Genomic DNA, 14,254 nt, shown 5'->3' on the forward strand with positions numbered 1-14,254 from the left:
CGAGGTGCGGCACCCCGCGACCCGCCTGCTGCGCGCCTCACTCGCACCCGGGATCGTCGTAGGCGGGAGCCGCCAGCCGCGCACCCCGGCTCCGCGCGATCCGGTGCAGATCTCGCAACGACTCGGCCAGGCGCGCCACCACGTAGCGGAGCTGCACCGAGGTGACCTCCGGGGCGTCGGCCATGTCGGCGACGTGATCGAGCAGTTCGTCGGCCATGTCGAGCTGCCGGCTCTCGACGCCGTCCGCGTAACGGGAGACGCGCCCGGTCCCGTCCCCGAAGACGTAACAGGGCTTCCCTTCCGGACTGGCCCAGGGGAGCAGCCTCCCCACTCCGGACGTCTGGTCGATCATGTGGCGGCTCCTGTACGTCGACGGCTGCGCATTGCGCTGGGTAGTGATCCACTCACAGCGTGAGAGGGGAAGGGCTAGGCTCGCCAGAGGTTTGCTGGTGACGGAGCTTTTGGCGCACGGGAGTTGGGGATGAGCAATCGGTACGGCGAGTGGCTGAAGGCACAGCGCGAGGCAGCAGGGCTGACACAACAGGAGTTGGCCAACGCGGCGATCATGACCCGCTCGCACATCTCGCACATCGAGGGGGGACGGCGGATCCCTTCCGAGGAGGACGCGCAGCGCCTGGACAAGGCGTTGGACACCGGGAACGTGCTCAGCAGCTTCCGACCGCAGGACGACGGGGTTCTCGCGAACTACTTCGGGGCTGCTCGCCACCTCGAACAACAAGCCACCACGATCCGCGAATTCGCGCTTTCCTTCATTCCTGGCATCCTCCAGACCGAGGCGTACGCACGTGCCGTTCTCGGCATGGCCTTCCCGCCCGTGAGCGACGAGGAACGTGACAGAGCAGTTGTCGCCCGGCTCGACCGCTCGCAGATCCTCACCGATGCGAAAGCGCCCGTAGTGTGGGCACTGTTGGACGAGTCGGTCCTGCGCCGCCCCATCGGCGGCCGAAGCGTCATGGCGGAGCAGATCACACACGTCGTCCGCCTGGTCGAGGCGGGACGCATCCGCGCCCACGTACTGCCGTTCTCGCTGGGCTTTCACCCCCTGCTGGAGAGCATGTTGACGCTGATGTGGTTCGAGGATCAGCCACCAGTTGCCTACAGCGAGGGGGTCCGCATGGGCAAGTTGCACGACTCCCCGTCCGTAGTCGAAGAACTACTGGGCCGCTACGATCTCGCACTGAGCGACGCACTGCCGCTGAATGAGTCACTGGCCGTGCTGAGAGCAGCGGCAAAGGACTACGGACACCATGGCTGAGCAGACCATCCCGGACACGACATCGCTGAGCGGCTGGCGAAAGTCGACGTACAGCGGCAGCGAATCGGGCAGCTGCGTAGAGGTCCTGGACAACCACCCCTCCGGCATTCCCGTACGCGACTCCAAGGCGCCCCACGGCCCGGCCCTGATCTTCCCCGCAGCCGGGTGGGCATCGTTCATCACCGCGCTCAAGGGCGGCGGCGTTCCGATGTGAGCACGGGTGGTCAGGCTCACTCTGGACAGCCCTGGTGACCTCCCGGTAACTTCGACTGAGCAAGCGCTTAGCAGGAGCGGCCGACCGGACCGACCGAACCCCGGGGCCACGCCAGAACTCGCAGAGGAGCCTTCCGTGCGCCGTACCGTCTACAACGAGGACCACCAGGCATTCCGGGACACCATCCGGTCGTTCATCGAGGCCGAGGTCGTTCCGGTGTACGACGAGTGGCTGGCGGCGGGCCAGGCGCCGCGCGAGTTCTACCAGAAGCTCGGCGAGCTGGGCATCTTCGGCATCGAGGTGCCCGAGGAGTTCGGCGGCGCGGGCGAGGAGTCCTTCAAGTTCCAGGCGATCATCTCCGAGGAGTGCGCCCGCGCCGGTGTCTCCTTCGGCGGTTCCGGCGTGCACGTCGCGCTCTGCCTGCCGTACCTGAAGGCGTACGCCACCGAGGACCAGAAGAAGCGCTGGCTCCCCGACTTCGCGTCCGGTGCCTCGATGTTCGCCATCGCCATGACCGAGCCGGGCACCGGTTCCGACCTGGCGGGCATGAAGACCACCGCCAAGCTCTCCGCCGACGGCACGCACTACGTGCTCAACGGCGCCAAGACCTTCATCACCGGCGGGGTGCACGCCGACCGCGTCATCGTCTGCGCCCGCACCGCGGCCCCGACCGCCGAGGACCGCCGGCACGGCATCTCGCTGCTCGTCGTGGACACCAAGTCCGAGGGGTACGCGGTCGGCCGCAAGCTCGACAAGCTCGGCCTGAAGACCTCCGACACCGCCGAACTGTCCTTCAGCGACGTCAAGGTGCCGGTCGAGGACCTGCTCGGCGAGGAGAACAAGGGCTTCTCCTACCTCGGCCAGAACCTCCCGCAGGAGCGCCTCGGCATCGCCGTGGGTGCGTACGCGCAGGCCGCCGCCGCCGTCCGGTTCGCCCAGGCGTACGTGCAGGAGCGCACCGTGTTCGGCAAGACCGTCGCGTCGTTCCAGAACACCAAGTTCGAACTGGCCGCCTGCCAGGCCGAGGTCGACGCGGCCGAGGCCGTCTGCGACCGCGCCCTCGAAGCCCACGACCTGGGCGAGCTGACGGCGGCCGAGGCCGCGTCCGCGAAGCTCTTCACCACCGAGGTCGCGCACCGCGTGATCGACAAGTGCCTCCAGCTGCACGGCGGTTACGGCTACATGAACGAGTACCCGATCGCCCGCCTCTACGCGGACAACCGGGTCAACCGGATCTACGGCGGCACCAGCGAAGTCATGAAGATGATCATCGCGAAGAACATGGGCCTGTAGGCCTGTTAGAAATACCCCATGAACACGGCACTTGAGTCCCTGCTCGGTCTCCTCGACCTGGAGCGGATCGAGCAGGACATCTTCCGCGGCCAGAGCCACTCCTCCGTCGTGCCGCGCGTCTTCGGCGGCCAGGTCGCCGCACAGGCCCTGGTCGCCGCGGGGCGTACGGTGCCCACGGACACGGACCTCTCCCCGGCTCCGGGAAACACCCCGCTGGCCCACTCGCTGCACGCGTACTTCCTGCGCCCCGGCGACCCGGGCGCGCCGATCGTCTACACGGTCGACCGCATCCGCGACGGCCGCTCCTTCACCACCCGCCGGGTCGTCGCAGTCCAGCACGGCCAGCCGATCTTCCACCTCTCGGCGTCCTTCCAGACGTACGAGGAGGGGCTTGAACACCAAGCGCCCATGCCGCAGGCCCCCGACCCGGAGACGCTGCCGACGGCCGCCGAGCAACTGCCGCGCTACGCGGACCGTTTCCTGGACCCGGGCACCCTGGACCGGCTGCTCGAAGCGCGCGCCGCGGTCGACCTGCGCTATGTCGACGCCCCGCCGTTCGCCAGCGTCGGCACCCCGGGCGAACCGCGCTCGCAGGTCTGGTTCCGTACGAGGGGGAAGCTGGCGGACGACCCGCTGCTGCACGTCTGCCTCGCCACGTACGTCTCCGACATGACGCTGCTCGACTCGGTACTGCTCGCACACGGGCGCGGCGGCTGGGCGACCGGCGACATCGTGGGCGCGAGCCTGGACCACGCGATGTGGTTCCACCGCCCGTTCCGGGCCGACGAGTGGCTGCTGTACGACCAGGAGTCACCGTCCTCGTCCGGCGGGCGGGGCCTCGGGCAGGCCCGGATCTACACGCAGGACGGGCAGTTGGCGGTCACGGTGATCCAGGAGGGTGTCGTCCGGGTTCCCCGCTGAGGGGGCGTGGGGCGGGTGCTGAGCCGTTTCCTGTCGCGGGACGACGCGGCGATGGCCGACCACTTCGAGGCGGCCCGGCCACTCGGACAACAGGCCACGACGGTCAGCGAGTTCGCGCACCCATTCGTCCCTGACATCCTTCAAACACTGCCGACCCGTCGGAAACAGTCAACAGCGACGCCCAATGAGCTGACGACCGGTCACAGACGATGGACATCAGGTACACATCCCGTCTTCCAGCTCCACGAGGTCACGATCCCCCAGGACGACACAAACCGCCCACCTGGGATTTCCCCCGTACGCCCAACTGTCCGATTTTCCGAGTAGGCCCGGAACGCCCCCTACGTCAACTTCCTCACCGGAAAGATAGACGGGAAGCTCGGCCCCTTGGAACAGACGCACAAATCCCAGCCGCGACCAGCATTCAATGATCCTGGAGAAGATGGGAATATATTTAACCCAATCCTCTTCATTTTCACTCTGCGTGCGGTCGGCCAGAATCATCCACAATGACGACGCTTCACGAGCATTAACATGAAGACAGTATTCATCTTCGGACATTTCTTTCATTTTCTTCCCTTTCGCCAAGTCTGCATGCACTGCACCCCCGAGAGGAAAGCAATGTTCAGCGTCAGGCTCACCCCTCCCACCTGCGACCTCCCCCTGGAAGCAGCCCTTGAGCCGCTCGAAGACCAAGAAGACTACGAATATCTAGTGATCCACTCGTGCACGCTGTTGGCGCAAACAGACTGCAAATTCCATATCGGAGGATTCGGAACTAACGACTGGAATTTCGATACCAGTTACGACGCATCCTCTTTCCTGGAGCAGCTCCCCCGCATGCTTCAGGCTGCGAAAGCAAGAGAGGATTTCGATGTCGACCTGTACCCTCAAGGCACAGAAAGAAAGCTGCGGTTCACATATTCTGGCCCTCTAGTGAATATCTCATGTGACTCACGAACCAGCTGGACACCCAAACCGTCCGTGGAGAATCACGCCAGCGACGTCGTAGCGCAAATGCTTGAAGACCTGGCCGCATCTTTCTCAGCCTCACTCAAGATGGCAGTTCCACAAGTAGCGGCACTGCCGCCCTTTTCGGGTTGGAACCCAACCGCGAGGTAATATTTGCTCGAATTCTACCTCTTCCCCTGCGTGTGGGTCGGCACTGGGCCGAACGAGCGGCGCGGGGACTAATCTGCACACAGCCTTGTCGTCGGCCCTCAACACCTCAAGCGGCGAGCAAAGTTACCGAACACAAGATTACAGGGTGGCCTCGACCTCGACCTGGTTGGCGGAGCCGAATGTCTCACCCTGGTGGGATGCGTCGGCAGTGCATCCACCATTGCCACGGGATCTACACTGATCACAGGCGGCATATTCGGCGTAAAGGATGGCATTGGCCGCATCGACAAGGGGCTCGGAAAAGCATTCAGCGAGGCCCAGGGCGAAGCATCATCGTCAGGCGGAAGGGCTGCCGAAAGGGCTGGCAAGGCATACGAAAACCATCTGATCGATGAACTAGGAGGTGGCGGAAGTTTCTCAGAGAAGGGCCGCGAGTTCGACGGAGCCTTCGTTGACTCTGCCACGGGTCGCGGAACATGGTATGAAGCAAAATCTGGCCAGTACTGGCAGAGCACAATGAAACGCAAGAACGGGATGAGTAAATTCTTCTCAACGGAAGGACAGAAACTTGGAATCGCCAAGGATCACGGGGTGGATTATCGGGTAATCTCAGAGAATCCAATACCAAAGGAATTCACAAACTGGCTAGACAGAAAGGGCATACCATGGCAAATAACACCGTAACGGATGAGGCAAGAAGGGGAAGCGAATATGAGTAGATCAGTGGACATAGACTTCACTTTCAATATTCCTATTTCCGTCACCGAAGTATTGCGTGCGGCACTCAGGAGTGGAGGTGAACTTTCTCGCAATGGAGAGATTTCCTACCTCATCGACGAGGACGGAACGTTCAACTGGCATCAAGAGACCGGCAGTAGTATCGAGCGAGTGATCACCGAAATCGGTAAGGATCACTGGACTCAACACACCGTAGGAATATCGCTGATCATTCCAGGTTCCGATCGTGGCGGAGATCTAATTTTCCATCCCGGAAGATCGACAATCTCTTTCATTGTCGCGATCAACCGAAAGACCCTTCCCGGATCTTCGAAATTTTGCGACATCGGATGGTACCTGAGTTCCCTAGTTCCCATTCTGGAACCGTTCGGTCTTAGCGAGATCGAAACCGTAGATTCCGCTTAAAGAATTGAAAGTAAGTCCGGCATATCGGGGGCCTGCCCTGCGCAAACAAATTCACTCGCCCCCGATGATGTCGGATTCCGTATTCAGTTAACCGATAGGACGGCCCCGCATTGGCTACTCGGCTCAGGTGCTTGGCTACACCTGACCGAGTGACAGCCAAGCACTCCAGGCAAAGAGGTCACGGAGGGCCGTCGTGGTTACAGGATGGGCGCAGGGATAGGTACGCAGGCAAGGGGCCAGCGGTTGGTTTTCCATCAGTGCACCAATGTTTCCTGGACGGAGGTCGCAGCAGGCGCCCGACGGAATTCCACTACTGTGGTTTTCCTGGAACGCCGAGTCTCTGGCTACAGCGTTCTTCGGGGCGAAGATGCAACGGGTGGCCCGGACTGAACTCACCCGCTTGGTGGCGCCGCTGAATGGCGACTCAAAGTTGTCGCGTACGGGGGAATTCACCACCATACCCGGCGAACCAGAACTGCCTCCGGGCAGCGAGCTCGGCTTCTTCGAGTGGCCGGATGAGGAGGGGTCACTCGCGGTGGCGGTGGTACCGGGCGAGGACGGGCGGATCGTCGCCCGGTGGCCGGATCCTCAGGCCGAATGATCGGGCTCGATCCGGCTCCCGGCTGCGCAGCCCGGTCGGCTCAGCCCAGCCCCGCCGCGTCCAGCAGATAGTCCGTCATCGGGTCGTAGAAGCGCGGGTCGGTGACGTGGTCGTCGAGCGGGACCGTGATCTGCATCGTGCCTTCGGCCTCGCCGAGGAAGAGGGCCGGGTCGTTGCAGTCGGCGTAGCCGATCGAGTCGAGTCCGCGCTGGCCGGCGCAGCCCGCCCAGCCGTGGTCGGCCACCACCAGGCCGGGCTGCGGTCTGCCCACCCGCTCCAGGCCGTCGAGGACGGCGCGCATCGGCTCCGGTGAGTGGGTGTGCCACAGGGTCGCCCCGCGCTCCAGTACCGCGACGTCCGCGAACTGGAAGATCATGCCCTCGTCGGCGGTGAGCCCGCCCGGGATCCGTACGATCTCGCAGCCCGCCCTGCGCAGCGCGTCGGCGGTGGCCCGGTGGACGTCGAGCAGACCGCCGGGGTGGCCGGTGGCGAAGAGGACGCTCTCCTTGGCGTCCGCCGCCTTGCGCAGCCGGGCGGCCATCCGGTCCAGTGCGTCGATGGTCAGTTCCGGGTCGATGGTGTCCTGCCCGTGCCGGTGCTCGGGGTCGTCGATGACACCGCAGCGCTCCGCCATGACGGCGAGCACGTCCTGCTCGTCGGCCCACCGGTTGCCGAGTTCGATGCCGAGCCAGTAGTGCCGGTCGCCGTTGGAGAGCTTGCGGTAGTGGGAGAGGTTGTTCTCGCGGGGCGTGGCGACGTTTCCGGCTATCCGGGTGCGGACGAGATGGTCGGCGAGTTCGGCACGGCTGGGTATCGGCATGCCCCCATTGTGCCGTCAGCGCCCGGCCCCGTCAGGCCGGTATTGCCGCCGGTATCGCGGGCTGGATCACCGTCGGTACGGCCGTCGGTACGGCCGTCGGTACAGCCGTCGGCCACCGGCCGCGTCAGTCCCGTACCGGCGACCCCTCCGCCTCCTGCGCGAGCGCCGCGAACGCCCCGTGGGCGAGGCGGCGCAGCAGGCTCTCGGTGGCGGTCCGGCCCGGCAGGCCGCCGGTGCCCAGGTGCGGGGTGGAGTTCAGCAGCCCGAAGACCGCGTGCACGGCCGCTCGGGCCTCCTGCTCGGGGGTGTGCGGGTACAGCTCCCGTACGACCGTGACCCACAGTTCGACGTACTGCCGCTGCAACCTGCGGACCGCCTTGCGGTCGGTGTCGCGCAGCCGGTCCAGTTCGCGGTCGTGGACGGTGATCAGCGGGCGGTCGTCGAGCGCGAAGTCGATGTGCCCGTCGATGAGTGAGCCGAGCACCGTCTCGGGGCCGCCACCGGCCTGCTCGGCGCGCATCCGGCCGCCGTCGAGCAGCCGTTCGCTGATGCCGACGAGCAGTTCGGCGAGCATCGCGTCCTTGCCCGCGAAGTGGCGGTACAGCCCCGGCCCGCTGATGCCGACCGCTGCGCCTATCTCGTCCACGCCGACGCCGTGGAAGCCGCGCTCGGCGAAGAGACGCGCGGCCTCCTTGAGGATCTGCTCGCGCCGCGTCGGGGCGTCCGTCCTGGTGCTCATGGCTCCATTCTAGACAGCGGGGTTAGCGAGCGTTAACCTGACCTCAAACGTGTTAACGCTCACTAACCACGGCCCATGACCACATGAACCGGGCAGAACACCGAGCAGTACAGAGCAGAGGGGCCCTACGGATGCAGCAGGCACCGGTGCTGGCGAGCGCGGCGGATCCCGCGTCGGAGGCCTGGCGGGCCAACGAGGCGGCGCACGAGACGCTCACCGCCGAGCTGCGGACCCGGCTGGCGGCAGCGCGCCTGGGCGGCGGCGAGAAATCCCGCGCCCGCCATGTGGCGCGCGGAAAGCTGCTGCCGCGCGACCGCGTCGACACCCTCCTCGACCCCGGCTCCCCGTTCCTGGAGCTGGCACCGCTGGCCGCCGAGGGGATGTACGGCGGGGCCGCCCCGGCGGCGGGAGTGATCGCCGGGATCGGCCGGGTGAGCGGCCGTGAGGTGGTGGTGGTCGCCAATGACGCCACGGTCAAGGGCGGCACGTACTACCCGATGACCGTCAAGAAGCACCTGCGGGCGCAGGAGGTGGCCCTGGAGAACCGGCTGCCCTGCCTGTACCTGGTGGACTCGGGCGGCGCGTTCCTGCCGATGCAGGACGAGGTCTTCCCCGACCGGGAGCACTTCGGCCGGATCTTCTACAACCAGGCCCGGATGTCGGGCGCGGGCATCCCGCAGATCGCGGCGGTCCTCGGCTCCTGCACGGCGGGCGGGGCGTATGTGCCCGCGATGAGCGACGAAGCCGTGATCGTCCGCAACCAGGGCACGATCTTCCTGGGCGGCCCGCCGCTGGTGAAGGCCGCGACGGGTGAGGTCGTGACGGCGGAGGAGCTGGGCGGCGGCGAGGTGCACTCCCGGGTCTCCGGGGTGACCGACCATCTCGCGGAGGACGACGCGCACGCGCTGCGGATCGTCCGGACCATCGTGTCCACGCTGCCGGAGCGCGGCCCGCTGCCCTGGTCCACCGAGCCGGTCGAGGAGCCGAAGGTGGATCCGGCGGGGCTGTACGGCGCGGTGCCGGTGGATTCCCGTACGCCCTACGACGTTCGGGAGGTGATCGCCCGCATCACCGACGGTTCACGGTTCGCCGAGTTCAAGGCGGAGTTCGGGACGACGCTGATCACCGGCTTCGCCCGGATCCACGGCCACCCCGTCGGCATCGTCGCCAACAACGGCATCCTCTTCTCCGAATCCGCCCAGAAGGGCGCGCACTTCATCGAGCTGTGCGACCAGCGCGGCATCCCGCTGCTCTTCCTCCAGAACATCTCCGGCTTCATGGTCGGCCGCAGTTACGAGGCGGGCGGCATCGCCAAGCACGGCGCGAAGATGGTGACGGCGGTGGCCTGCACCCGGGTACCGAAGCTGACGGTGGTCGTCGGCGGGTCGTACGGAGCGGGCAACTACTCGATGTGCGGGCGCGCCTATTCACCGCGCTTCCTGTGGATGTGGCCGAACGCCAAGATCTCGGTGATGGGCGGCGAGCAGGCCGCTTCCGTGCTGGCCACGGTCAAGCGCGACCAGTTGGGCGACGGCTGGAGCGCCGAGGACGAGGAGACGTTCAAGGACCCGATCCGCGCCCAGTACGAGCAGCAGGGCAACGCCTACTACGCGACGGCGCGGCTGTGGGACGACGGGGTGATCGACCCGCTGGAGACCCGGCAGGTCCTCGGCCTGGCGCTGACCGCCTGCGCCAATGCCCCGCTGGCCGGGAAGGACCCGTCAGCGCCCGGCTACGGCGTCTTCCGGATGTGAGGGCGGTGACGGACGTGGTGAGGGTGACGGACGTGGCGAACATGGCAGACGCGGCAGACGTGGCGGACGTGGCGGACGTGAAGAGCGTGGCGGACGTGGCGGACGTGAAGAGCGTGGCGGACGTGGCGGACGTGAAGAGCGTGGCGGATCCGATGAGGGTGGAAATGTTCGACAGCGTTCTGATCGCCAACCGGGGCGAGATCGCCGTACGCGTCATCCGTACGCTGCGGGAGCTGGGCATCCGCTCGGTGGCCGTCTTCAGCGACGCGGACGCGGACGCCCGGCACGTACGGGAGGCGGACACGGCGGTCCGTATCGGCCCCGCGCCCGCTTCCGAGAGCTATCTGTCGGTGGAGCGGCTGCTGGACGCGGCGGCGCGCTCCGGCGCGCAGGCGGTCCATCCGGGCTACGGGTTCCTCGCCGAGAACGCGGCCTTCGCGCAGGCGTGCGCCGACGCGGGTCTGGTCTTCATCGGCCCGCCCGCCGCCGCGATCTCACTGATGGGCGACAAGATCCGCGCCAAGGCGACCGTGCAGGCGGCGGGCGTTCCGGTGGTCCCCGGATCGTCCGGCAGCGGGCTCACCGATGCCGAACTCGCCGCCGCCGCGCGGGAGATCGGTATGCCGGTGCTGCTCAAGCCGTCGGCGGGCGGCGGCGGCAAGGGCATGCATCTGGTCCGTGACGAAGCGCTCCTCGCCGACGAGATCGCCTCGGCCCGGCGCGAGGCCCGCTCCTCGTTCGGCGACGACACGCTCCTCGTGGAGCGGTGGATCGACCGCCCGCGCCACATCGAGATCCAGGTCCTGGCGGACGCCCACGGAAACGTCGTCCACCTGGGAGAGCGCGAGTGCTCCCTCCAGCGCCGCCACCAGAAGATCATCGAGGAGGCGCCCTCGGTCCTGCTCGACGAGGCGACCCGCGCGGCGATGGGCGAGGCGGCGGTGCAGGCGGCGCGGAGCTGCGGGTACACGGGCGCGGGCACGGTGGAGTTCATCGTCCCCGGCAACGACCCGTCCTCGTACTACTTCATGGAGATGAACACCCGCCTCCAGGTCGAGCACCCGGTGACCGAACTGGTCACCGGCCTGGACCTGGTGGAGTGGCAGCTGCGGGTCGCCGCCGGTGAGCAACTGCCGTACCGGCAGCAGGACATCACCCTCACCGGGCACGCCGTGGAGGCGCGGGTCTGCGCGGAGGACCCGTCCCGCGGGTTCCTGCCGTCCGGCGGCACGGTGCTCGCCCTCGACGAGCCGCAGGGCCACGGCGTCCGCACCGACTCCGGCCTGAGCGAGGGCGCGGAGGTGGGCAGCCTGTACGACCCGATGCTGTCGAAGGTCATCGCGTACGGCCCCGACCGCGCGACGGCGCTGCGCAAACTGCGGGCCGCGCTGGCGGCCACCGTCACCCTAGGCGTCCCGACGAACGCGGGCTTCCTGCGGCGGCTGCTCGCCCACCCGGCGGTGGTCGCGGGCGAGCTGGACACCGGCCTCGTGGAGCGCGAGGCGGACGGCCTGGTGCCGGACGCGGTCCCGGCCGAGGTGTACGCGGCGGCGGCAGCGGTACGCCGGGCGGAGCTGGCCCCGCCCGGTACAAGGACAGGGACCTCGACGGCCACGGGTACGGGCGGCTGGACCGACCCGTTCTCGGTACCCAGCGGCTGGCGGCTCGGCGGCGCCGACGTCCCGGTGACGCACTGGCTGCGGGTGCCCGGACACGAGCCCGTACGGGCCGGGGGCGAGGGCCGGGTGACCCCGCGCACGGTATCGGTCACCGTCGACGGGACCGTCCACACCTTCCGCCGCGCCGGCGAGTGGCTGGGCCGGGACGGCGACGCCTGGCACGTCCAGGACCACGACCCCGTCCAGGCCACGCTGGACGCCGCGGCGGGCCGGGGCGGCGCAGGGTCGCTCACCGCGCCCATGCCCGGCACGGTCACCGTGGTCAAGGTGGCCGCCGGGGACGAAGTCGTCGCCGGGCAGGGGCTGTTGGTGGTGGAGGCGATGAAGATGGAGCACGTGATCACCGCCCCGCACGCGGGCACCGTCACCGAGCTGGACGTCGCCCCCGGCACCACGGTCGCGATGGACCAGGTACTGGCCGTGGTCACCCCGGCTGCCGATACCCCGGCTGCCGATACCCCTGCCGCCGATACCCCCGCCGCCGATACCCCGGACGCCGATGCCCCGCAGGAGGAGTCATGACCGACGGCCTTCCCATGTCCGTTCCGGCGCCGGATCTGCCGCGCCGGGTCCGTATCCACGAGGTCGGCGCGCGCGACGGCCTGCAGAACGAGAAGACGGTCGTGCCGACCGAGGTGAAGGCGGAGTTCGTCCACCGCCTCGCCGCGGCCGGTCTGACGACCGTAGAGGCGACCAGCTTCGTCCACCCCAAGTGGGTGCCCCAACTGGCCGACGCCGAGCAGCTGTTCCCCCAGCTCGCCGACATCGAAGGCATCGCCCTGCCGGTCCTGGTGCCGAACGCGCGCGGCCTGGACCGCGCGCGGGAGCTGGGGGCCCGCCGGATCGCGGTCTTCGGGAGCGCCACCGAGTCGTTCGCCCAGGCCAATCTGAACCGGACCGTGGACGAGTCGCTCGCCATGTTCGAGCCGGTCGTCGCCCTGGCCCGCGCGGAGGGCCTGCATGTCCGCGGTTACCTCTCGATGTGCTTCGGCGACCCGTGGGAGGGCCCGGTCCCGGTCGGCCAGGTCGTCGGCGTGGCGAAGCGCCTGATGGACCTGGGCTGCCACGAGTTGAGCCTGGGCGACACCATCGGGGTGGCCACGCCCGGCCACGTGAAGGCGCTGCTCACCGCCCTCGACGAGGCGGGCGTCGGCACGGAATCCGTCGGCGTCCACTTCCACGACACGTACGGCCAGGCGCTCTCCAACACCCTGGCCGCCCTCCAGTACGGGGTGACCACCGTGGACGCGTCCGCGGGCGGCCTCGGCGGCTGCCCGTACGCGAAGTCCGCCACCGGGAACCTCGCCACCGAAGACCTCGTCTGGATGCTCCAAGGACTCGGCATCGAGACCGGGGTCGACCTCGGCCTGCTCACCGCCACCAGCGTGTGGATGGCCGAACAGCTGGGCCGCCCCAGCCCGTCCCGCACCGTACGCGCCCTCTCCCACCAGGAGCAGTGAACGATGGACCACCGTCTGAGTACCGAGCACGAAGAACTCCGCCGCACGGTCGAGGCGTTCGCGCACGACGTGATCGCCCCGAAGATCGGCGACCTCTACGAGCGGCACGAGTTCCCGTACGAGATCGTCCGCGAGATGGGCCGGATGGGCCTGTTCGGGCTGCCGTTCCCGGAGGAGTACGGCGGGATGGGCGGCGACTACCTCGCCCTGGGCATCGCCCTGGAGGAGCTGGCCCGCGTCGACTCCTCGGTCGCGATCACCCTGGAGGCGGGCGTCTCGCTGGGCGCGATGCCGGTGTTCCGCTTCGGCACGGAGGAGCAGAAGCAGGAGTGGCTGCCGCGGATGTGCGCGGGCGAGATCCTGGGCGCGTTCGGCCTGACCGAGCCGGAGTGCGGCTCGGACGCGGGCGGCACCCGGACGACGGCCGTGCGCGACGGTGACGACTGGGTGATCAACGGCTCCAAGTGCTTCATCACCAACTCCGGTACGGACATCACCGGCCTGGTCACGGTCACCGCGGTCACCGGCCGCAAGCCGGACGGCCGCCCGCAGATCTCCTCGATCATCGTCCCGTCGGGCACTCCTGGTTTCACGGTGGCGGCCCCGTACTCGAAGGTCGGCTGGAACTCCTCGGACACCCGCGAGCTGTCGTTCTCCGACGTCCGGGTCCCCGCGGCGAACCTGCTCGGCGAGGAGGGCCGCGGCTACGCCCAGTTCCTGCGCATCCTCGACGAGGGCCGGGTCGCGATCTCCGCCCTGGCCACGGGCCTGGCGCAGGGCTGCGTGGACGAGTCCCTGGCGTACGCGAAGCAGCGCCACGCGTTCGGCCGCCCGATCGGCGACAACCAGGCCATCCAGTTCAAGATCGCGGACATGGAGATGAAGGCCCACACGGCGCGCGTCTCGTGGCGGGACGCGGCATCACGGCTGGTGAGCGGCGACCCGTTCAAGAAGGAAGCGGCGCTGGCGAAGCTGTACTCGTCGACGGTGGCGGTGGACAACGCCCGCGACGCGACGCAGATCCACGGCGGGTACGGCTTCATGAACGAGTACCCGGTGGCGCGGATGTGGCGTGACTCCAAGATCCTGGAGATCGGCGAGGGCACGAGCGAGGTGCAGCGGATGCTGATCGCACGGGAGTTGGGGCTGCCCGCGGGGTGAGCGACCAGGCTGAGGGTGGCTCGGCGCGGGTGTGAACGCGGGCACGGGGCACGGGGTGCGGGCGTGAACGC

At 67.9% G+C, this 14,254-nt stretch carries 14 protein-coding genes; 10 read left to right on the forward strand and 4 right to left on the reverse strand.

Features of this window, described 5'->3' with window-relative positions; all coding sequences use genetic code 11:
- Positions 1 to 37 precede the first annotated feature (37 nt).
- Complete coding sequence (locus tag OG709_RS11855; RefSeq protein WP_250298535.1) at positions 38 to 352, reverse strand: hypothetical protein; 315 nt, start codon at positions 350 to 352, stop codon at positions 38 to 40.
- A 129-nt stretch (positions 353 to 481) separates the two neighbouring features.
- On the opposite strand from OG709_RS11855, the gene OG709_RS11860 reads away from it, so the two are divergent.
- From OG709_RS11860 to OG709_RS11875, 4 genes are all read left to right on the forward strand, one after another.
- Positions 482 to 1,276, forward strand: a complete 795-nt coding sequence (locus OG709_RS11860; protein WP_266643087.1) for a helix-turn-helix domain-containing protein — start codon at positions 482 to 484, stop codon at positions 1,274 to 1,276.
- Positions 1,269 to 1,490 carry a DUF397 domain-containing protein gene (locus OG709_RS11865; RefSeq protein WP_266643086.1) on the forward strand — a complete coding sequence of 74 codons (222 nt, stop codon included), beginning with the start codon at positions 1,269 to 1,271 and terminating at the stop codon, positions 1,488 to 1,490. The genes OG709_RS11860 and OG709_RS11865 overlap by 8 nt, the downstream gene beginning before the upstream one ends.
- A gap of 135 nt (positions 1,491 to 1,625) precedes the next feature.
- Positions 1,626 to 2,783, forward strand: coding sequence for an acyl-CoA dehydrogenase family protein (locus OG709_RS11870; RefSeq protein WP_250298538.1), 1,158 nt, complete (start codon positions 1,626 to 1,628; stop codon positions 2,781 to 2,783).
- Between the two features lie 18 nt (positions 2,784 to 2,801).
- Positions 2,802 to 3,704, forward strand: a complete 903-nt coding sequence (locus OG709_RS11875) for an acyl-CoA thioesterase (protein ID WP_250298539.1) — start codon at positions 2,802 to 2,804, stop codon at positions 3,702 to 3,704.
- A gap of 216 nt (positions 3,705 to 3,920) precedes the next feature.
- On the opposite strand, the gene OG709_RS11880 is transcribed toward OG709_RS11875, so the two are convergent.
- A complete protein-coding gene (locus OG709_RS11880) occupies positions 3,921 to 4,265 on the reverse strand; it encodes a hypothetical protein (protein ID WP_326694855.1) in 345 nt (114 codons plus the stop codon).
- A gap of 753 nt (positions 4,266 to 5,018) precedes the next feature.
- On the opposite strand from OG709_RS11880, the gene OG709_RS11885 reads away from it, so the two are divergent.
- Both OG709_RS11885 and OG709_RS11890 read left to right on the forward strand, forming a co-directional pair.
- Positions 5,019 to 5,510 (forward strand): hypothetical protein, encoded by a 492-nt coding sequence (locus OG709_RS11885; protein WP_326694854.1) that lies wholly within the window; start codon positions 5,019 to 5,021, stop codon positions 5,508 to 5,510.
- A gap of 39 nt (positions 5,511 to 5,549) precedes the next feature.
- Positions 5,550 to 5,969 (forward strand): hypothetical protein, encoded by a 420-nt coding sequence (locus tag OG709_RS11890; protein WP_250298560.1) that lies wholly within the window; start codon positions 5,550 to 5,552, stop codon positions 5,967 to 5,969.
- Positions 5,970 to 6,610: 641 nt separating this feature from the next.
- Here OG709_RS11890 and OG709_RS11895 read toward each other — a convergent pair.
- Entirely contained in the window at positions 6,611 to 7,390 is a 780-nt protein-coding gene (locus OG709_RS11895) for a phosphatase (protein ID WP_266643082.1), read from the reverse strand.
- A gap of 124 nt (positions 7,391 to 7,514) precedes the next feature.
- Positions 7,515 to 8,129, reverse strand: a complete 615-nt coding sequence (locus OG709_RS11900; RefSeq protein WP_326694853.1) for an SACE_7040 family transcriptional regulator — start codon at positions 8,127 to 8,129, stop codon at positions 7,515 to 7,517.
- 131 nt (positions 8,130 to 8,260) lie between these two features.
- Between OG709_RS11900 and OG709_RS11905 the strand changes: the two genes are divergently transcribed.
- The 4 genes from OG709_RS11905 (at position 8,261) to OG709_RS11920 (ending at position 14,183) form a co-directional block, all read left to right on the forward strand.
- Positions 8,261 to 9,883, forward strand: a complete 1,623-nt coding sequence (locus OG709_RS11905) for a carboxyl transferase domain-containing protein (protein ID WP_329165975.1) — start codon at positions 8,261 to 8,263, stop codon at positions 9,881 to 9,883.
- Between the two features lie 164 nt (positions 9,884 to 10,047).
- The gene (locus OG709_RS11910; RefSeq protein ID WP_329169098.1) at positions 10,048 to 12,084 is read left to right on the forward strand and encodes an ATP-binding protein; all 2,037 of its coding nucleotides are present in this window, start codon (positions 10,048 to 10,050) and stop codon (positions 12,082 to 12,084) included.
- Entirely contained in the window at positions 12,081 to 13,022 is a 942-nt protein-coding gene (locus OG709_RS11915; RefSeq protein ID WP_250298564.1) for a hydroxymethylglutaryl-CoA lyase, read from the forward strand. Before OG709_RS11910 ends, OG709_RS11915 begins: the two co-directional genes overlap by 4 nt.
- Before the next feature lie 3 nt (positions 13,023 to 13,025).
- Positions 13,026 to 14,183: an acyl-CoA dehydrogenase family protein gene (locus tag OG709_RS11920; RefSeq protein ID WP_250298565.1), complete on the forward strand. Its 1,158-nt coding sequence runs from the start codon at positions 13,026 to 13,028 to the stop codon at positions 14,181 to 14,183.
- Positions 14,184 to 14,254: the final 71 nt, after the last annotated feature.

Source organism: Streptomyces sp. NBC_01267, assembly GCF_036241575.1.
In the GTDB taxonomy this organism is placed as follows: domain Bacteria; phylum Actinomycetota; class Actinomycetes; order Streptomycetales; family Streptomycetaceae; genus Streptomyces.